The following is a 19,890-nucleotide window of genomic DNA, read 5'->3' as shown; positions in this document are numbered from 1 at the left end:
AAAAAAAGAACGTCATGCGCAGCGGGCCGAAGCCGCTCCGCATGACGTGTGGTAAGGTAAGGCCGACGGGCCGCGCTACGCGCCAATCAGCTCGCCGTAGGCCTGGGCCGACAGCAAGGCCGCTACCTCGCCGGGGTTGGCTATCTTCATCTTAATAATCCAACCGTCGCCGTAAGGGTCCGAGTTTACGGTTTCGGGCGCGTCGGCCAGCTTGGGGTTTACTTCGAGCACGGTGCCGCTGATGGGGCTGAATAAGTCGGAAACCGTTTTTACGGCCTCTACCGTACCGAATACGTCGTGCTGCGCAACGTCTTTATCGACCGTGTCGATATCAACATACACAATGTCGCCCAGCTCATGCTGCGCATGGTCGGTAATGCCGATGGTGGCCGTGTCACCGTCCACGCTAATCCATTCGTGGTCTTTGGTGTAGTGCAGGGTGGCGGGGATATTCATACTGAAAGGGGAGAAGTAAGAGACAAACCTGCGGCAAAAGTAAGGGCAGCCCGCCGAAGGCCAGAGAAACCCGAAGCCCGGTACCGGCCCCGCTACTGGAGGCTGTAGCGCAGCTGAATGCCGCCTTCGGTGGTGGCATTGCGGAAGGCATTGCTCACGCGGGGCTGGGTGATGGTCTGAGTAAAGTAGAACTGCAAGTTGAGTCGGGCGTTGAGCAGGTAGTCGATGGTGGGGCGCAGCTGAACTTGCAGCGAGCCGTTGGTAATCTGGCTGCTGGAAGTGCCCACAAAGCTGGGCGTAGTAGTGGTCGCCTCCTGCGGGTCTACCGAGTTGATAATGCTGCGCTGAATGGTTGCGTTGTCGCGGATGCTGAGGTCGAGGCGGGCAGTGAGGTTGTTTTTAAGGGTGCGCTGCTCGCCCCCCACCCGGAAGGGCAGCTTAAAGCCGGTGGCGGCGTAGCCCAGGCCGATAACCAGCTCGGTAGTGTGCAGCTCGGTTATCTGGGCGTTGGTTACGTTCAGGGCCACGGCGCGGCTGGTATTGTACTGCACGCGGCCGGTTACGTTGTTCACGGTCTGGAAATTGACACCGATAAATGGGGTCAGGCTTTCCACAATGCTCACCTGCCCGATAACGTAGTAGGGCACGTACTGGCCGGTCGAGTTCAGTACGTAGGGCAGAATATCGCCGGCGCTGCTGTTAAAAAAGCCGGGCTCCGAGGCGTAGTTGGTGGAGGTGGTGTAGCCGCCCATGTTGTATACCGACGAGTAGGCGTGGTTCAGGGTAAACGAGCGGAAGACGTTGCGAATGGCCGGCAGGTCGGATAAGCCGTTGTAGTCGATGCGCCAGTTGGGCAGCGGAATCACCCCGAAAGGGTCAAACTCCTTGGCCTGGTAGCCATCCGACGACTTGCCGTGGTAGGCATCGAGGAAACTCTGGAGCAGCACATCCTGCGAGTTGTAGCTGTAGTATCCAGGCACCACCTGTGTAGTCGTGATGCCCCCCGTAGTGGTCGTGATGGTCGTGTTCGGGTTGGCCGCCTGCAAGCGCTGCTGCACGATGCCCCGGTTCTGGACAAAGCGGTCGAAGGCCTTGCTGGTTTCGCCATTGGCCCCCAGGTCGTTAAATAAGGTCTGGATGGTGATGGTAGTCGCGCTGTACGTGCCGGTGCCCAGCGCCTGGGTCGGGGCCATTATGTAAGGCTGACCAGGCTGGCCCTGCACGGGAACCAGCGTGCCCAGCTCCTGGTAAGCGGCGCTGGTGGTATCGATGGCGCGGCGGTAGTAGGCCTCGTTGTTGCGCACCTTCTGCCGCCGCAGGTCGAGCTGAATATTAAAGCCCCGGAAGGGTTCCAGCGCGGTGCGGGCGGTGAGGTTTTCGGTCAGAATATTCGACAGCGGCGTGTTCAGGTACTGGCTTTGGTCGGTGTACCAGCCCCGCGCGTTGGCGTAGCCATACAGCTCGCCGGGGTCATACTGCTTGCCCAGGATGAAGGGAATGCCCGGCGCGAGCGTACTGCGCTGCAAGCCCAAAAAGTTGGTATTGGGCAGATAGCCCGGCAGCAGCGTGCCAGTGGAGCGGGTATAAGTGAAGTTGAGATTACGCGCCGTCATCACAGCCCTCAGCACTGCTTTTACGAGGCGCAAAGGGTCTTTGCGGGCCGTGTCGGGCGCGGCCGGCTTAGGCCGAGTGAGGTTGTTGGGGTCAATGGCCACGACCGGGGGCCGGGCCGGCGGCGGGGCGTTGTTGATAATATTCAGGAATTTAACCTTGTTGTAGAGCTTCACCAGGTCAATCTTGCCATTGGCGCTCATTTCGGCATTGTTCTGAATGGTATTGCCGAGGTTGAGTACGGTCGAGGTAGTGTCGAGGCTGCCATCGCTCCGCCGGGCCGGATTAAAGATGCCCGCCCGCAACGCCGTGGAGGCCGCCTGCCAGCTATAGTGGGCCGAGTAGCGCGCATCGGCTGAGAGCCAGTCGGTGAGCGGAAACTTGTCGAGGGGCAGGCGATAAGTGAGAGCGGCCGTCTGAGTGAAATTGGTAGTACGGCCGCCAGTTTTAAGATGGTCCCAGAGCAGCGCGCGGTTAGTAATAGCATCGGCGCTATTGCCAATGCTCTGGCCCGCGCCTTCGTCAATCACGCCCCGGTTGTTGGCCGTGTAATCGAAAATAAGCGCCTTGGTCAGGTCCCACTTCAGGTCATATATCCGGCTGATGTAGAAAGATTTATAAAAGACGCCGTCGATGCCGGCCGTGCTGGGCAGGGTGCCGGGCTCGGTTACACGTTGCAAAAAGCGCTCGTTGTAGCGCCGGTCGAGGTCGGTGCGGAACGAGAAGCGCGAGGGCAGCGGCGTAAAGTTGATTTGCTGAAATATCTTTAAATATGGATTATCAAGTGCTTTGAGCTTTGCCAGGGGCGTAAAGTTGCGCGGCTGGGTCTGGTACACGTAGGCTAGCGCAGCGGTGTACGACTGCGTATAGTCGCGCTGGGTATTAATGTCGGTGTGCAGGCGCTCGGTGATGGCGTAGCTGACGGCCACGTTCTCGATGTCCCAGGGATGTTGCTTGGTTTTGGTGGGCGCCCGCTCCTTGCGCACGTTCAGCACCGAGATGCTGCGCGTGGTTGTGCGGTCTACTACCAGATTTCTATATTCGGTCGCGGCAGCCGCATCCTTAAACTTCAGCAGGCTTTGGTCGAGCTTGGTATCGGGGTCGAGCGGGTCGTACTGCGGCGTGATGGTCTGGCGGCCGGCCTGCACCAGCACCGGTACTTTCAGGTGCAGCTGAGCCGGCAAGAACTTCTCGGCCGCCACCGTGGCGTTGAGGTCGCCACGCAGCACGTCGCTGGTCGAGCGCTGCTGGGCTTTGTCCTGCAAGCCCCCGAAGCCCACCCCAATAAACGAGCCGGTGGCCGTGATGTTGGCCAGGTCGGCCAGCTTCACGTTCAGGCGGGCGTTGGCGGCCCAGCCGCCCTGGCTGTCAAAGTCAAATACCCGAAACTCATCGGCCCACAAGCACACGCTCTTTTCACTGGCATCGGAGTTGGTAGCAGTAGCCACCGGGTTCAGAATGCCAATCATGCAGCCCTGCACCGCCGACAGGTCGGGGTTGCCGATTACCGTGATGATAACTCCGTTGGGCCGCCGATACGTAAAGGGAATGGTATAGCTTACTACTGCTTGGGCATTGCGGGCAGCCTTGGCGTCGATAAAGTCCTGCAAGGCTAGGTCTACGTTGTTGGCAACAGGCCACACGTCGGTTTGGGCAGTCGAGCCGGGTTTGGTGATAACCAGCGGCAGGGAGTATTCATAGTAGTTCTGGCTGTAATCGGTGCCGATGCGAATGAATGCCCGCACGCTGCTATCAGCAACCGTAACGCCGGCGTTGCTGGACTCGGCGTGCAGGTACATGCGCAGGCGCTTGTAGCGCAGCAGGTTAGTCGTGAGGTTTTTGTAAGAAGCCTTGGCGTAGCCGTCGCGCAGGTTATCCACGCACAGGCGCAGGCTTTGCTCGTTTTGCTGCCGCGATACGGCCGTGGAGCCATACTCCACGTCGCGGGTAATATTGGGCGGCACCACGTACGGAATAGCCGCATTAGAGCCGGTGCTGCCCTGCGTTAAGCCATTTTCCTCTACGCTCACCGTCGAAATCGTAAACGCGTCGGCATCGGTGGCAATGCCGGCAATGGGCCCGGCCTTGGGGTCCGAGATACGGCTCAGGTATTCGCGCCACTGGTTGGCCACAAACTGCGGCTGCACCATGCGCAGCACCACCGGCTGCTGCCAGCCGGTCATGTACATGCGCACAAAGCGAATGTTTTTAAAGCCAAATGGCTGGCCGCCATTGCCTTCTACGCGCTGGTACTGGCGTATCGGCACCCGGAACTGGTACCACGTTACGTTTTCGCCGCTGCCGCCCGTGGCGCTGGGGGCCGTGGCTATTACTTTGTCGGTGATGTAGTTCTGGCCCACCGTGAGCTGGCCGGGTACCAGGTGAATGGGGTATTCGTAGTACTGCTCGGTGGTCTGGATAACGTTATCGCGGTTCAGGTCTTCCTTGTCGGGGTAAGCCGTGGAGCTGAGCTGCGAGTTTTCGGGCGAGTTGCCTTCGTAGTTGTCGTAGTCTTTGTAGCGGCCCAGAAGCTGGGTGTTGTTGGCGTCGTAAATCGGGTCGAGGTGGTGGTGGAAGTCGTCGGCCGAGGGGTCAGCCAGCGTCGATTTGAAGAAGGCCTGCTCGTCGGTATCATTCAGGCCATCCAGGCCTACGTCCTGGCTGGCGCGGGCGCCGGGCGTAGCATTAAAGGCATCGAGCAGAAATTGCTGGGTCGTGACGCGGCCGTAGGGAGTGGGCTGGGTAGTGGTGGCTGGGTCGTCGCCCGGCACGGGCAGGCCGTTCTCAAACTCGTGCTGGCCCTGGTCGCGCAGCACGTCCTCACTGATGTTGCCCAGGTTGATAAACAGGTCGCCGCCCCTGGTATCGTCCACGTATTGCCGTGGGCTGGTCGGGTCGCTGTTGAGCGCCGCTACCAGGCCATTCTTACCCTTGATGAAAGGGTCGAGCAGCCAGAATTCGAGGTACTCGACGTTGGCGTTGTCGAAGTCGGTATCGAAGGTGATGCCGCGCGCAATGCCGCCAAACTTATTGTCGGGCAGGCCGGCGGCCGGCGAGAACAACCGGCCTGCGCTGCCCTGAATATTGGGCGTATAGTTGTAGGGGCCGCGCTCCTCGGGGTAGTAGGCCATGTCAAACGTATACTCGTAGCCATTGCCGGTTGCCCCGAGGTCTTTATTCGGGAAAATCTCGTTGCGCGGAACGCCGCGAGTATAGTGGTTATTTAATGTTTGGGTGGTGATGCCGGCCGGCACGCTGGGGCCACCGGTGTAGTACGTCTGGTCGATGGTGTACCAGGCCAGCTTGGCGCGGTGGTAGCCATTGACCAGGCCATCAATGTTGCTGCCCGCAATGGGCGCGGGAGTAGCCGCCAGGCGCCAGGACGGAATGGCCGCCAGGCCGCCCAGCGTGTAGGGCGTACGGGCATTCTCGAAGTCGTCGAGGTAGCTCACGCCGTTTTCTCCGTTGCCCAGCTGCGACTGCCCGGCAATGAGCTTGGCTACCTCGCCGGTAAAGGCCACCGTCGATACTTCTTTGGTCGACACAAAGGGCAGGTAATCCACCAGCTTGGTGAGCACCCGGCTGTCTTTGCGCAGGCTGATATCGGCTCCCAGAATAGTGTTGTTGGCCGGCTCGTCGCCTACGTTCACGCGGTTGATGCCGGGCGCCTGGTTTTCCAGAATGTGCATCGCCGTGGCCCCCAGCGTAATATCCTTGTTTAGCGCGTAGTCGAAGCGGGCCCCCAGCAGCTTGCGCGGCTGCACCTGCACTAGGGCGCTCTTCTCAAAGTCGACCCGCAGCTCGTTGGCTGAGTTCAGGTATGAGGGATTGAGAATCTTAACCTTGGCCTGGTCATAGAAAACCTGGTAGTCAACCCCTTCGGTAAGTAGCGTGCTGCCCGAGTACACCTTTACCGAGCCCTGCGCCACCCCGATGCCCGGCAGGTTTATCTCATCGGTGCTCGTGCCCTGAAAGCGCCCCCGCAGCACAAACTTGTCCTTGGTCTGCTGCTGCTGCGCATCGCTCTGCGTCTGGTTATACAGCGCCTGGTACACGTATTTCTGGGCCAGCAGCCGTTCATTGGCCTGGTTAGAGCCGGGCGTGGTGCCCGTAGTATCGAACTGCGCCTTCAGGTACGAGCCGAATGGCTGCACACTGGGAAATATTATCTTGCCCAGCTCCGTATCGATGGTGATACCGGGGAAGAAGTCGAAGTTGCCATCCGGGTTGCGGTCGTTGTTGGCATTTACGCGGTCGAGGCCCATGACCTGTATCAGCGGAATGTTCTGAATCTTAGCCCCCTCTTTCAAGGAAATCAGGTCAACGCCCGTGATGTCGTCCTTGTAGATAAGCTGAAGCTGAAAATTATCGCGGTTCACCTGGGAGGTATTCAGGGAATAGATGTTTTTCATCATCAAATCCCAGGTCGGCGTGTTGTGCGTCAGCAGGTTGGGGTTGGCCGGGTTTACGCTGGGTCGGCAATGCCAACGCCTGGGTTGGTAGCCTTCAGCATCTTGAGGAAGATAACCTGGTCGGCCCCCACGTTGGTGTACTCCGTCTGCGTCTCCCCCACGGTGTAAGACTTGCCATTGTAGAGCAGCTCGTAGCTCACGCCCAGTACCTGGTCGGGCAGCAGGGCCGTATTCAGGTTTACATAGCCAAGCTGGGCGTTGAAAGTGTACTCGCTGGGCATGAGCTTACGGGCACGCAGGCGCTCGTAGTCCAGGTTTTTGACCATCGATACACTACCTCCCGGCGTTGAGAGGCTGTTCAGATAGGTTTCTATACTGAGGTTGTTGCGGTTGGCATCGGTGGCTTTGGGCAGCGACTGGTAGAGGTAGTTGGCCTGGTTCTTCGGTGGCGTCTTTATCGATGGGGTACTGCCCTGGTTGAAAAACTGCTGCCGGTAGAGGCGCTCCTGCCGGGGCTCGCCCAGGTCCATCAGGGCTACTACGTTGCGCAGGTTGTCGGTGGTGCGGTTGTCGTTGGTCACCCACACTTCCAGGCGGCGAATCTCGAAGCCGCTCTGCACTGTAGGCAGTCCGCGTAGCGCTTGGTCGTAGTTGTCACGGAAATACTGCGACAGAAAGTAGTGTCGGTCTTTCTCATACTGGCTGGCTTTCAGCTCAAACGTGCGGCTTTGCGCCCCGTTCTGCACCCGCACCTCGTCTTGCGAGCCGCGGAGCGTGGCGGCCACCGCCGTAACGCCCAGCCGGCCAAACTGCAGCTGCGTCTTGATGCCGAACAGGTTGGAGCCGCCCGTAATCAGCGAGTTGTTCAGGGGCATGCTCACGTTGCCCAGGTCCAGCTTGCGCAGAATGTCGGTGGGCTGCCCGGCGTAGTCAAACTTCATCTGGTTGTCGAAGTCGAATGCCGCCTTGGTGTCGTAGTTAAACGTCAGCTTGAGCTTGGTACCGACCTGCCCGCTCAGGCTCAGATTCATGTTTTGCTCAAATATGAAGTCGCCTACGCTCTGCTGGCGCAGGGTCAGGGCCGGGTTGCGGTTTACGTTAAACTTCGCGCCCGCCTTAAAGGTGAGCGAGCCGGCGGGCCGGATATCAATGTAGGAACCCCCAAAAATGCGGTCGGCCACCGGCCCGAGGTATATTTTCGGAATCAGGCGCTGGGCCTGCGGGCTGCCCGGCGCGGCGGGCGCCCCGGCAATGCCGCCCATGGCCTTCTGCCGGTAGTAGTCGTTGATGGCCTGCCGCTCCTGGTACTTCAGCAGGTCTTGCTGCGAGATGGTGGTGGGGTCGCGGTAGTCTATCTGCGAGCCCACCGTTTCGCGCACGTTGTAGTTCTTCAGGCTGTCGTCGGGCGTTACCACCAGCTTCACAGTCTTGGGCAGCGGCAAAATCAGCGGCGAGCGGCGGCCCCGTGGCGAGAAGTGGCTGCCCGGGCGGTCGCGCACGGTGCGCAGGCGCGGGCGGCGGCTGGGCCGGTAGCGGCTGGTATCGGCCGGCGTAGTCTGGGCCGGCAGGCCCTGGAGCGGCAACCCTAACCGGCTTACCCACGTATTCCAGGTAGTCGGGTAGCGGCGCCCGGCCGCCCCTGCCGGAGCTGCCCACACAGCCACCAACACCGACGATACCACGGCTACCGCCAATAGCGTACCCGAAGTAGCGAATTTAGAACCGACAGACAGTAGAGACTTCAAGCAGATGGCAGGTGCGGCCGCCGCGGCAAAGCGGGACCGGATTTAGACAATGTTGAGTAGCTGGCCAAAACCTTGCTAGCAACCTGGTAGGCTTTGCCAGGCGCTGGCAGCGGGGCGGTCCCCGGCAGCTCGCCGGAGGCCGTGCGCTAGCGCATGGTGCTTACAGGAAGCAGAAGATGTTGGCTTAAAACCCTAATGTGATTTCAGGGCAAACTTAATGAGCTCTTCCACGCTCAGGTCGTTGCCGTGCTTGTGCTGAATCTGGTCAAGATTTTTTTCAGCGGCAGCACGGGCAAAGCCCAGCATGACTAATGCCTGCAACGCTTCCTGACGCTGCGTATTGTGCTGGCGGGCCAGCGGCACGGTGTCAACCCCCGCTTTGGCCAGCAGCTCGTCTTTGCGTAGCTTGTCTTTCAGCTCCAGAATCACGCGTTGAGCCGTTTTGGGTCCCACACCTTTGATACTCTGGATGGCCCGCACGTCTTCGTTTACAATGGCCTGGCGAATCTCGCCCACGCCCATGCTGCTCACCATGTTGATGCCCGTGCCCGGCCCAATGCCCGATACCGATATCAGGTGCAGAAACAGCGCTTTTTCGTTCGGGTCCAGGAAGCCATAGAGCGTTTGCCCGTCTTCCTTCACGTGCTGGTAGGTGTACACCTTCACTTTCTCCAGCTCGACGGGCAGCTTGGAGTAAGTTGCCAGTGAAATCTTTACCTCATAGCCCACGCCACCAGTATCAATAATGGCTTGGGTAGGGTCTTTATAGGCGAGTTTACCGTCGAGGTAGGCAATCATAGGGGTGGGGTGGGGTGAAGTCAGCCAGTAACCAAAGGCGGGCCGATTGCCCCAGCCAGTGCAAGGCCGTTTGGTTGAATAAGTGGTAGAGAGCGGCCGAAAAACAATTCCCGGCCGCCCACCAAGCACATTCAATCTATCAAAAATAACATTGAATCTTCATCCCTCAAGCTCTACGCTACAGCGCTTTGCCGTCGCGCTGCGCATCCACTACCGCAATGGCGGTCATGTTCACGATGTCGCGCACGCTAGCGCCGAGCTGTAGAATATGCACCGGCTTGCGCATACCCATCAGCACCGGCCCGATTACCTCGGAGCCGCCAATTTCCTGAAGCACTTTGTAGGCAATGTTGCCGGACTCTACATTCGGGAAAATCAACGTGTTAGCTCCTTTTGCAGCCAAAGGCGAAAAACCGTAGTTTTCCTGTAGCAGCTGGAGGTTCAGGGCCACGTTGGCCTGCATTTCGCCGTCGATGAGCAGGTCGGGGTAGCGCTGCTTGGCCAGCTCAGTGGCCCGGCGGGTTTTTTCGGGCAGCGGGCCGGCATTCGAGCCAAAGTTGGAATAGCTGATAACCGCCACGCGCGGCTCCGAGTCGAAGAAGCGCACGGCCCGGGCCGTCAGGCCGATAATCTCCACCATTTCCTCCGCCGTCGGATTAATGTTCACCGTGGTATCGGCGAAGAAATACGGACCTTTCTTGTTCTGGATAATGTACATCGACGATACCCGCTTGATGCCGTCGGCCGGCCCAATAACCTGCAGCGACGGGATGAGACTCTTGCCATAATCCTTGGTAAGCCCCGTAATGCAGGCGTCGGCAGCCCCGGTTTCCACCATCATGGCCGCGTAATAGTTGCGCTCGCGCAACAGGCGCTTGCCCTCGTACAGGGTAATGCCCCGGCGCTGCCGCTTCTCGTACAGCAGCTCGGCATACTCGGTGCGCGTGGCTTCATCCTGCAGAATATCAAGGATTTCGCAGCCCTCTAGGTCGATGTTGTTGGCTTGGGCGATGGCCTGAATTTTGGCGTGCGGCCCCAGCAAAATGGGGTGGGCAATGCCTTCGTCGCGCACGAGCTGCGCCGCTTTGAGAATCTTGTAATTGTCGGCCTCCGCAAATACCACGCGCTTGGGGTTAGCTCGGGCCGCCGACGTGATGCGGTTCATCAGCTTGCGGTCGAGGCCCAGGCGTGCCCGTAGCTCGTCTTCGTAGGCCTGCCAGTCGGTGATGGGCCGGCGGGCCACGCCGCTTTCCATGGCGGCCCGCGCCACGGCCGGCGACAGACTGGTAATCAACCTCGGGTCCAGGGGCTTGGGAATGAGATACGTACGCCCAAACGCCAGCGTGTTGTCGCCATAAGCGTTGTTCACCATATCGGGCACCGGCTCCTTGCTTAGCTCGGCCAGGGCGCGCACGGCCGCCAGCTTCATGGCCTCGTTTATTTCGGTCGCCCGCACGTCAAGCGCGCCGCGAAATATATAGGGAAAACCTAATACATTGTTTACCTGGTTCGGATGGTCCGAGCGGCCGGTAGCCATAATCAGGTCGGGCCGGGTGCTGGTGGCCAGCTCGTAGCTGATTTCAGGCTCCGGGTTGGCCAGCGCAAACACGATGGGGTCGTTGGCCATGCGCAGCAGCAGGCCGGCCGGCAGCACCTTGGCGGCCGAAAGACCCAGAAATACATCGGCGTCCTCCATGGCCTCGTCGAGCGTCGAAATCGGCCGCTTGGTGGCAAACTGCATCTGAATCGGAGCAAGGTTGGTCCGCTGGGTATTGATAACTCCGTCTTTATCAAAGACAACCACGTTCTCAATCTTCAGGCCCAGCGCCACGTACAGCCGCAGGCAGGAAATGGCGGCCGCGCCAGCGCCACTCACTACCAGGCGGATATTCTCAATCTTTTTGCCCACTACTTCGAGCGCATTCAGCAGCGCGGCCGATGAGATAATGGCCGTGCCGTGCTGGTCGTCGTGCATCACCGGAATCTTCATCAGCGCCTTCAATTCTGTCTCAATTCGGAAACATTCAGGAGCTTTAATATCCTCCAGGTTGATGCCGCCAAACGTGGGCTCTAGCGCCTTCACGATGCGGATAAACTCGTCGGGGTCATTGGCATCAATCTCAATATCAAAGCAGTCGATACCTGCAAACTTCTTGAATAGCACGCCTTTGCCTTCCATCACGGGTTTGCTGGCGGCGGGCCCGATATTGCCTAGGCCCAGCACGGCCGTGCCGTTTGAGATAACGGCTACCAGGTTGCCTTTTGCCGTGTATTTATACACGTCGTCGGGGTTTTTGGCGATTTCCTTGCACGGCTCGGCCACGCCCGGCGAGTAAGCCAGCGCCAGGTCGAGCTGGGTGCTGACGGGCTTAGTGGGAACAACTTCAATCTTCCCCTGCGGGCTTTGCTCGTGGTAGGCCAGGGCATCTTCGCGGTTTATCTTAAGCATCGCAATCGTATAGGTTACTGGGCAGGGCGGAATTCCAGGCCGCAAGTTCGGGTACATTTGGCTATACCGGCCGGGCTTATCTAAAAAAACAGCGCCCGGCGAACACTACGCCGGGCGCCGGTGGGGCAAGAAAGGTTGTCGGCCAGAGCTGGCAAGTGCAGGAGGAAGCGCCCGTCTTGCGCGCTGCTTGGTCAGGAATAAGAGCGGATAGCTTGCTGTAAATTCAGCCAGCCTGCACTACCAGCTTTTGCCCAAGCTTCACGGCATCGGTAGTAAGGTGATTGAGGCGGCGCAGCTCCTCCACGCTTACGCCAAAGCGGCGCGAGATATTATAGAGCGTATCGCCGGCCTGCACCGTATGCGTACTCAGACGGGGCTCGGCACGCTCAGGCTTGCGGCGGCCGTCGGCGCGGGTGGCCAGGGCATCGGGAGCGGCGCCAAAGCGCAGCCGCTGGCCTACCAGCACACTTTCACCCGGCAGCTCATTCCATTCCCGCACCTGCGCTACCGTCACGCCATGCTCCTGGGCCAGCTTAGTCAGGTTGTCGCCGGGCCGCACGATATACGTGTCTGCTTTGTGGGCTGGCGTGCTACCAGCCTTTAAAGCCAGTGAAGGCTCGGCTGCTTCGCGGGGCTGCGCCAGCGCAACAGCCAGTGTCTTCGGGCGGCTGCGGCGGGGGTGAGCTGGAGCCGCGCTGCTATCGGCGCTGGCCACGAGGTCGTCGGGGGCGGCGGCCTGGGCCTTAGCAGTAGCCAGCTGCTGGGCCTTTTCTTCGGCCGCCGCTGCTTTTGCCAGGGCAGCCGCTCGGAAAATAGCCTGGCGCTGCTGCGCCGCCACGCGGGCCGCCTGCTGTTTCTGAATACGCAGCAGCTCCTGTGCCTGAGCAGCCTCGCGTTGCGCCAGTACCTGGGCCTCGCGGGCGTAGCGCGCATTGGCGGCCGCCAGGGCCTGCATCCCACTATCAGCCTGAGCAATCTGGTGCGGTACCAGCGTAGCAGGTAGCGTGCTTGCTACGGGAGCAGGTGCCGGGGTGGCTGGCATGGGCACAAACACGACCAGTTCGCGGCCGGGCTTCAGGGTGGCATGCCTGGGCAGCTCGTTCCAGCGGCGTAACTGCGCCGGGCTCACCTCAAATTTTTCGGCCACGGTCGCTACCGTCTGGCCCCGGCGCACGGTGTAGTGCAGGCGGCGGTAGCGCGGCGTAGCTTCGCTGGTTTCGGTTCGGGGGCCGGTGCTGGCGGCCAGCTCATCGCGGGTTGGCCAGGGCGCAACGCCCGCCAGCCGCACCAGGCGGGGAGGTAGCAGCTGCGGCAGGTCGGTAAGCGGCTGGCAATAAGCCAGCAGCGTAGCACGGTCTACCTCGCCAAGGTGCTCGCGGGCAGCGCTGGGGAAGCGCAACACGTAGGGCCGGTAGCCGGCGGGCAGGCCGCCATGACGCACTTCGGGATTGTAGCGGCCCAGCGTCAGCGAGTCGGCATAGCCCAGCGCCCGACTCAGGCGGCGCAGGTCGAAGGCCTGGCCGCGCAAGCCCAAGGTATCGAGGGGCTCATAGCGCTGGTAGCGCAGCGCCGGGTCGTTCAGGCCATGCTCGCTGGCATACTTCATGGCATACATAATAGCCGTGAAGGTGGGTACATAATTGCGCGTTTCGGCTGGTAGATGCGGATAGAGCTCCCAAAACGTATGCTTGCCGGTTTTGCGAATAACCCGCTGCATATTGCCCGCGCCCCAGTTGTAGGCCGCCAGCACCAGCTCCCAATCGTGGAATACTCCGTACAAATAGCGCAGATGCTTGCAAGCAGCTTCGGTGGCTTTTTCGGGGTGCATGCGCTCATCTACCCATTCGTCGCGCTTCAGGCGCAGGTCGCTGGCCGTAGGCGGCATAAACTGCCACAATCCTACCGCGCCTACCGGCGACTTCGCCGTGGGTATCAGCGCCGACTCTACTACCGACAGATACTTCAGGTCGGTGGGCAGGTTATACTGAGCAAGGTATTTTTCAAACGTCGGAAAGTAGAACTGCTCGCGCTCCAGCACCCGCTGCGTGTAGCCGCGCTGGCGCTCGGTAAACAGCCGCACATAAGCCAGAACCGCCGCGTTAAATTGATGGGGCGCATCGGTTTCGATGCAATTCATGCGGTCGTTTACCAGCTCGTAGAGCGTAGGCGGCGTTTGGAGCCACACCAGGCGGGCCGAGTCAACGGCCGGATCAGTCAGCGGCTCGGCCGCCAGCGAGTCGAGCGTAGCGGCCGGAAGCTCTACTACCTGCCGGATGGTATCGCCCGGAATAAGGCTGGATTGGGGTGGGCGGGGGGCTTCGTGGCTGCGCGGTACTCGCTGCGCCAAGGCCGGAACCGCCCCCAGCGTAAGGGCTAGCAGCAACAGTCGCCGCGCCAGGTGCGGCCTACGCGGGCCGGTAAAGGGCGCGGACGGTTGCTGTAAAGCTTTCATAAGGCTAAGGTAAATGACAATTACTGAACTACCTAACCGAAGCGAGGCGCGCAACAATACGGCGGGGTTGCCGGTACTGTTGCGCGCCTCGCTCAATGCTAAAGCCGCTGGCTAACCTAGTTGGCTGCTTCTACCGTGGTCAGCGTATTGGCAAAAGCCAGTAAATCAGCTTCCCGAAATGCCCCGCTTAGTATCTGTAAGCCAATGGGCATGCCCGCATGGTCCTGGCCAGCGGGTATCGAAATGGCAGGCACTCCGGCCAGCGAAGCCTGCACCGTAAAAATATCGGCCAGGTACATCGAAACCGGGTCTTGCTTTTCACCAAGCCTGAAAGCCGTAGTAGGCGTAGTAGGCAGCACCAGAAAGTCGAACTGCCGCAGCAGCTCGTCAGTTTTTTCTTTAATAAGCCGCCGCACGCGCTGGGCCTTGGTATAGTATGCGTCGTAATAGCTGGCGCTCAATACAAAGGTGCCCAGCATAATACGCCGCTGTACTTCGGGGCCGAAACCCTGCGCGCGGGTCTTTTTATAGAGCGATTCCAGGTCCGTGACGTCGGGTGCCCGGAAACCGTACTTCACGCCATCGAAGCGCGAGAGGTTGGAGCTGGCCTCGGCCGTGGTAAGAATGTAGTAGGTCGGAATCATTTCCTCCAGCAGCGGAAACTCCACTGCCTCTACCGTGTGGCCGTGGCTACGTAGCGTATCGAGCGTTTGCTGCAGGGCCTCATGTACTTCGGCCTGCAAACCCGAACGTTCTATAGCATTTGCTATATAGCCGATACGGTACTGAGCAGCTGGATTAAGCAGCTCGCTGTAGGCTGGCACCGGCTCCTGGCTGGCAGTACTATCGTAGCCATCGGCCCCGGCCATTACCTCGAGCAGGCGGGCGGCGTCTTCTACCGAGTGCGTAATGGGCCCAATCTGGTCGAAAGACGACGCAAATGCTACCAGCCCGTAGCGCGAAATGCGCGAGTAGGTAGGCTTGAGCCCAATAACACCGCAGAACGCGGCCGGCTGACGCACCGAGCCGCCCGTATCGGAGCCGATGGAGGCCAGGCACATATCGGCCTGGACGGCTACGGCCGAGCCGCCCGACGAGCCGCCCGGTACCCGGCTGGGGTCCTGCGCATTGCGTACGGGGCCGAAAGCAGAGTTTTCGTTCGAGCCGCCCATCGCAAACTCGTCGCAGTTCTGGCGACCAATAAAAATGGCGTCCTCGGCCAGTAGTCGCTGCACAGCAGTACCGGTGAAGAGCGACTTAAATCCGTTGAGAATGCGGCTGCTGCTTTGCAGCGAATGGCCCTGATAGGCCAGTACGTCTTTCAGCCCGATAACCATACCGGCGAGCTTACCCGCCGTGCCCTGGGCCAGCTTTTCATCTACGGCAACAGCCTGCTGACGGGCCTCATCGGCCCATACCTCCAGAAACACGTTCAGCTCGGCGTTGCGCTGGCTGATGTTATCGAGGTAATACTCAACGAGCTGGCGGCAGGACGTAGTGCCCGCCGCCAGCTCGCGCTGAATTTCCGAAAGGGAAGAAAACAGAGGTTTCAAATCTTAAACGTCGGTTGATGGCTGGTCGAGGCGGGGCTGCGTACCATGCACCGCATCCGCCGTAGGCGGAATGGGAGTGCTCTGGTGAAAAGTTGGCTGGCCCGCCGTCGGCAAATCTACGGCACCCGGCGCGGTATAGCCCGCTACCGGCGCTACGTAGTCGCCGGCCAGCGGAGTAGGCGCTCCGGGTGCCGGCTGGTAGGGCGCAGGCTGCTGGCCATAAGCCGGGTTTTGCTGCTGATAGGGCTGGTTGGGGTTGTAGCCCTGATTGTTATACGGCTGATTCGGGCTCTGCTGACCGGCCCGCTCAAACTCGTTCCGGATTTCGCTGCTGGCATCCTTAAACTCGCGGATGCCCTTGCCCAGGCCCCGGGCCAGCTCCGGAATTTTATTTGCGCCAAAAAAAATGAGAATGACGACCATTATCAGAATCAGCTCGGAGCCGCCGATGTCGCCTAAGAAAAGCAGGGGGGAGTTCATAAGTACAAAAAGTAAAAGCGGAGACGGATAAGGCTGGCTACCTAGCTGGCCGGCGTGTTGGGGTTATAAGGGGCTTGGGGCATCTGGCCCTGCGCGGGGGGCCATACTGCTGCGGCTGCTGTGGATAGCCGTTCTGGTTGTAGCCCGGCTGCTGCGCGTAGCCTTGCTGCGGCTGCTGCGGATAGCCACCCTGGTTGTAGCCGGGCTGCTGGTTGTAATTCGGGTTAGCAGGCCGCTGCGGCTCAGGGTTGCTGGCATCCTTGAACTCACGCACCCCCTGGCCTACGCCCCGAAACAATTCCGGAATGCGCTTGGCCCCAAAAAACAGCACCAGAATAAAGATGATGAATATAATGGTTCGGGGATTACTCAGAAACAATAAGGGCAAGGAAAGGAGCATGGGCGGGCCGGCTGCAAAGCCGTAGAAATGGTTGAAAACGAAGATACGTAAAAACGAAGGCTTTGGACGGGCAAAGGTACCGGCTGGCGGCCTAACGCCTTTAAGCCAAGCGGCCTCTCTACGTGGAGAGCCGGCAGCTACCTGCGTTTATTTTTGGAAAGTTGGACTCTGACCAACTGCCAGCCAGATTATGGTAGCGTTAAGCCGGCCGCCAGCCATTTTCATCGAGAAATCTGGGGTATTACTCAAAGCTGATGCACCTTTGTAGTGGTTAGCAGCCTTAACCGGAGCAGCGCTGTTTTAACAGCCTGCCGAGGCAGAGGAAGTTGGCTAAGTTTGTTTTCATAGCTCAGAAAGGCATCGGACATTGTTCGATGCTTTTTTTTGCCTGCTCACACCCGTAAGCTGCGCCGTGCCTCCAGCGCATATACCAGCGCTGCAAAAAGGAGCGGTAGCCCCAGGCCCAGCGCGTAGCCGCCACTGCCGGGCAGCGCCCGCACGAGCGGCTGGCCCGCCACTACCAGGGCCACCGCGCCCAGCAGCCACAGCAGGAGCCGCCCCACCGGGTAGGGCACCGGGAAGTGCCGCTCGCCCAGCCACCAGCAAATGCCGGCCATCATAAAATAGCACGCCAGCGTAGCCCAGGCACTGCCTGTATAGCCAAGTACAGGTATCAGAATGAAATTGAGCACGATGGTGAGCACTGCCCCGGCCGCCCCGATGTAGGTGCCAAAATAAGTTTTATCGGTTAGCTTAAACCAGACCGATAGGTTGTAGTACACGCCCAGAAACAGGTTGGCCAGTAACAGAACAGGCACAACTCCCAGGCCGGCCAGGTACTCCGGGCGCCGCAGAAACAAGGGGCCAATCCAGCTGAGATTCAAACTGATGCCTATAAAAATGAAGGTGCAGCAAAGGGTAAACCATTTCAGCACCAGCGCGAAGGTGGCCGGTGAGTTCTTCTCCGTGCTTTGAGCAAAGAAAAAAGGTTCGGCTGCGTATCTAAAAGCTTGAATAATAAGAGACATGAATATGCTGAGCTTGTAACAGGCACCGTACACACCCACGGCGGCCAGCCGGCTCTGGCCGGGGTAAAACCCTTCGGGTAGCCAGGCCGGCAGCAGAATGCGGTCGAGGGTTTCGTTGACCATTCCGGCGAGGCCCATCAGCATAAGGGGCAGCGCATAGGCTAGCAAGGGTTGTAGAAAAGCGAGCCGGGGCCACTGGAAGCGGAAATCGAGCAGCTCGTAGCCCAGCAGCAGCAGGGTAAGCGCCGAGGCCGCCAGGTTGGATAAAAATACGTAGCCAACTCCCAGATTCGGGTTGTAAACCGCTGCTACCAAAGGCCGTAGCGACCCTAGCATACTGCCGGGCGCGCTTTTCACTACCGCCGGGCACAGCACTATGAAAAACAGGTTGAGCCCGACATACAGCAAGATGTTGGTGAGGCGGATGGTAGCAAACTTACGGGCTTTGTTTTCGAGGCGTAGGCGAGCGAAGGGCAGCGCTGCAACCGCATCCATGCCCAGGATAAGAGCTATCCAAACCGCGTACTCCTCGTGGCCGGGCGGCAGGTGCAGCAGCGCCAGCAGGGGCCGGGCCAGCAGCGCCAGCAGCAGGGTGAGCGCTATGCTGCTGAGCAGCAGCAGGCTGAGGGTTCGGTTATACAGGGCGCGTCGGTCTTCGCCCGGCCGGTTGGCAAAGCGAAAAAACGTGGTTTCGAGGCCGTACGTGAATACCACGTTCAGAAACGAAACGTAGGCGTAAAGCCCCGTCACGATGCCGTATTCGGCCGCTGAAAAGTGCCCGGTATAAATGGGCACCAGCAGGTAGCTAAGTACCCGTCCCACAATGCTGCTGACGCCGTAGATGGCCGTTTGGGAGGCCAGCTTTTTCGCAATACTCATCCAGGTCGGATTACAAATGAAAGCCTGTAAATTAAAAATTGCCAAGGAGGCAGTTGCCTTGAAATACCAGAAGGTAATTTTTAATTTTTACCACAATTGCTACTTCCCCTTGAACACTGCCGGGCGCTTTTCCAGGAAGGCTGCCGTGCCTTCCTTAAAGTCGGCCGTGCCAAATGCCTGGCCAAAGGCGCTGGCTTCGGCTGCGTAGCCAGCCTGGCCTCCCTCCTCAAAAAATGTATTGACGCAGTCGATTGTCAGGCCAACTGCCAAGGGTGCTTTGCTCAGAATCTTGCGCAGCAGGTTTTTGCTGAACGCCAGCAGCTCGGGCAGTGGCACAACGTGGTTGGCCAGGCCCAGGCGCAGGGCTTCCTCAGCTTTTAGCTGGTCGGCCGTGAGCAGCAGCTCCAGGGCCTTGCCCTTGCCTACCAGTTGCACCAGACGCTGGGTGCCGCCGTAGCCGGGCAGCAAGCCCAGGTTTACCTCGGGCTGGCCGAAGCGGGCATTTTCGGAAGCTACCCGAATGTGGCAGGCCATGGCCAGTTCGCAGCCGCCGCCCAGCGCAAAGCCATTTACGGCGGCTACCACGGGCTTGGGGCTGGTTTCGAAGCGACGAAACACGGCCTGGCCCCGGCTAGCGGCCGCTTGTGCGTCCGGGCCGCTAAGGGCCGCCAGCTCGGCAATATCGGCCCCCGCTACAAAAGCCTTCTCGCCGCTGCCCGTAAGCAGGATGCCGCGCACCGCCGCATCGGCCCGGGCCTGCTCAATTGCCACCCCCAGCTCGCCGATAGTGGCCGCGTTCAGGGCGTTTAGCTTGGCCGGGCGGTTAAGCGTGATAGTTAGGATGCCGGAATCAGCATCCAGTTCATACAGCAGGTTTTCAAACGAAGTCGCCATAAAGTAGCAGTTGGTGGGCAAAAAGCGTAGCCGCCAAAGGTACGGCAGGTAGCCAGCCCATCAGGCTTATCTCCTCGCAGCCCGGGTTCGTGGGCTAAAAGCACGCATAGGGCGAAATACTGGCTAATCGCTGGCATATTGCGCCAAACTTTGTGGCAGCCAGCTATATTGGCTCGCTTAAGTAAGGCTTATCAGCCGGCGCTACACTATTCTTTTCACCTTTTTTCACTAATCCCATGAGCTTTGTCTCTGAGTTCAAACAGTTTATTTCCAAGGGAAATGTACTCGACCTCGCCGTTGGCGTTATCATCGGTGGCGCCTTCGGCAAAATCGTCACCTCGCTGACCGACGATATTATCATGCCTATCTTAAGCGTATTCACGAGTGGGGTCGACTTCAAAGAGAAGTTCTTTGCTATCAACGGCCACCATTACGACACGCTCAAAGCCGCCCAGGATGCGAAAGCCGCCGTAGTAAGCTACGGCAACTTTATCAATGCCGTCATCTACTTTCTTATTATTGCCTTCGTCATTTTTTGGGTAGTGAAGATGGCCAACCGCTTCAAAAAGCCCGTTCCGGTAGTTGTAGCGGCCCCGGTTGTTACCCGTGACCAGGAATTGCTGACCGAAATTCTGGACGCGCTCCGCACGCGCTAACTGCTTGGCTAAGCCGGGCCGGAACTTCCATTTCCGGTCCGACATTCCTATACTATTGCTACCCGCTTCTTTGCCTA

12 protein-coding genes are annotated in these 19,890 nt (G+C 59.4%); 1 reads left to right on the top strand and 11 read right to left on the bottom strand.

Going from position 1 to position 19,890, the window contains the following annotated elements:
- Positions 1–75: 75 nt before the first annotated feature.
- The 11 genes from gcvH to GKZ67_RS13165 form a co-directional block, all read right to left on the bottom strand.
- Positions 76–456 (bottom strand): glycine cleavage system protein GcvH, encoded by a 381-nt coding sequence (gene gcvH / locus GKZ67_RS13215; protein ID WP_151089417.1) that lies wholly within the window; start codon positions 454–456, stop codon positions 76–78.
- Between the two features lie 92 nt (positions 457–548).
- Complete coding sequence (gene sprA / locus GKZ67_RS13210) at positions 549–6,479, bottom strand: cell surface protein SprA (RefSeq protein ID WP_254244812.1); 5,931 nt, start codon at positions 6,477–6,479, stop codon at positions 549–551.
- Positions 6,480–6,532: 53 nt separating this feature from the next.
- Positions 6,533–8,224: a cell surface protein SprA gene (gene sprA / locus GKZ67_RS13205; protein ID WP_173243009.1), complete on the bottom strand. Its 1,692-nt coding sequence runs from the start codon at positions 8,222–8,224 to the stop codon at positions 6,533–6,535.
- A gap of 192 nt (positions 8,225–8,416) precedes the next feature.
- Positions 8,417–9,022: a Holliday junction branch migration protein RuvA gene (ruvA, locus tag GKZ67_RS13200; protein ID WP_151089416.1), complete on the bottom strand. Its 606-nt coding sequence runs from the start codon at positions 9,020–9,022 to the stop codon at positions 8,417–8,419.
- Between the two features lie 178 nt (positions 9,023–9,200).
- Positions 9,201–11,471, bottom strand: coding sequence for an NADP-dependent malic enzyme (locus GKZ67_RS13195; protein WP_173243006.1), 2,271 nt, complete (start codon positions 11,469–11,471; stop codon positions 9,201–9,203).
- Positions 11,472–11,694: 223 nt separating this feature from the next.
- A complete protein-coding gene (locus GKZ67_RS13190) occupies positions 11,695–13,923 on the bottom strand; it encodes a LysM peptidoglycan-binding domain-containing protein (protein WP_173243003.1) in 2,229 nt (742 codons plus the stop codon).
- 116 nt (positions 13,924–14,039) lie between these two features.
- Positions 14,040–15,476, bottom strand: coding sequence for an Asp-tRNA(Asn)/Glu-tRNA(Gln) amidotransferase subunit GatA (gene gatA / locus GKZ67_RS13185; RefSeq protein ID WP_173243000.1), 1,437 nt, complete (start codon positions 15,474–15,476; stop codon positions 14,040–14,042).
- 3 nt (positions 15,477–15,479) lie between these two features.
- Entirely contained in the window at positions 15,480–15,956 is a 477-nt protein-coding gene (tatA, locus tag GKZ67_RS24670; protein ID WP_173242997.1) for a twin-arginine translocase TatA/TatE family subunit, read from the bottom strand.
- A 37-nt stretch (positions 15,957–15,993) separates the two neighbouring features.
- Entirely contained in the window at positions 15,994–16,356 is a 363-nt protein-coding gene (locus GKZ67_RS25220) for a twin-arginine translocase TatA/TatE family subunit (protein ID WP_173242991.1), read from the bottom strand.
- A 392-nt stretch (positions 16,357–16,748) separates the two neighbouring features.
- A complete protein-coding gene (locus GKZ67_RS13170; protein ID WP_173242988.1) occupies positions 16,749–18,263 on the bottom strand; it encodes a polysaccharide biosynthesis C-terminal domain-containing protein in 1,515 nt (504 codons plus the stop codon).
- A gap of 99 nt (positions 18,264–18,362) precedes the next feature.
- Positions 18,363–19,157, bottom strand: a complete 795-nt coding sequence (locus GKZ67_RS13165) for an enoyl-CoA hydratase/isomerase family protein (RefSeq protein WP_173242985.1) — start codon at positions 19,155–19,157, stop codon at positions 18,363–18,365.
- A gap of 236 nt (positions 19,158–19,393) precedes the next feature.
- On the opposite strand from GKZ67_RS13165, the gene mscL reads away from it, so the two are divergent.
- A complete protein-coding gene (gene mscL, locus GKZ67_RS13160) occupies positions 19,394–19,813 on the top strand; it encodes a large conductance mechanosensitive channel protein MscL (protein ID WP_173242982.1) in 420 nt (139 codons plus the stop codon).
- The last annotated feature ends 77 nt before the right edge of the window (positions 19,814–19,890 follow it).

Origin of the sequence: Hymenobacter sp. BRD67, assembly GCF_013256425.1 — a bacterium.
Lineage (GTDB): Bacteria > Bacteroidota > Bacteroidia > Cytophagales > Hymenobacteraceae > Hymenobacter.
The sequence above is the reverse complement of the archived record's forward strand: the minus strand, read 5'-3'. Positions and strand labels throughout refer to the sequence as shown.

Excerpts from the sequence above, each read along its gene's own strand:
- GKZ67_RS13165 (WP_173242985.1), bottom strand. The coding sequence starts at position 19,157 with ATGGCGACTTCGTTTGAAAACCTGCTGTATGAACTGGATGCTGATTCC.
- mscL (WP_173242982.1), top strand. The coding sequence starts at position 19,394 with ATGAGCTTTGTCTCTGAGTTCAAACAGTTTATTTCCAAGGGAAATGTA.
- gcvH (WP_151089417.1), bottom strand. The coding sequence starts at position 456 with ATGAATATCCCCGCCACCCTGCACTACACCAAAGACCACGAATGGATT.
- GKZ67_RS13170 (WP_173242988.1), bottom strand. The coding sequence starts at position 18,263 with ATGAGTATTGCGAAAAAGCTGGCCTCCCAAACGGCCATCTACGGCGTC.
- sprA (WP_254244812.1), bottom strand. The coding sequence starts at position 6,479 with ATGAAAAACATCTATTCCCTGAATACCTCCCAGGTGAACCGCGATAAT.
- ruvA (WP_151089416.1), bottom strand. The coding sequence starts at position 9,022 with ATGATTGCCTACCTCGACGGTAAACTCGCCTATAAAGACCCTACCCAA.
- tatA (WP_173242997.1), bottom strand. The coding sequence starts at position 15,956 with ATGAACTCCCCCCTGCTTTTCTTAGGCGACATCGGCGGCTCCGAGCTG.
- GKZ67_RS13195 (WP_173243006.1), bottom strand. The coding sequence starts at position 11,471 with ATGCTTAAGATAAACCGCGAAGATGCCCTGGCCTACCACGAGCAAAGC.
- GKZ67_RS25220 (WP_173242991.1), bottom strand. The coding sequence starts at position 16,356 with ATGCTCCTTTCCTTGCCCTTATTGTTTCTGAGTAATCCCCGAACCATT.
- GKZ67_RS13190 (WP_173243003.1), bottom strand. The coding sequence starts at position 13,923 with ATGAAAGCTTTACAGCAACCGTCCGCGCCCTTTACCGGCCCGCGTAGG.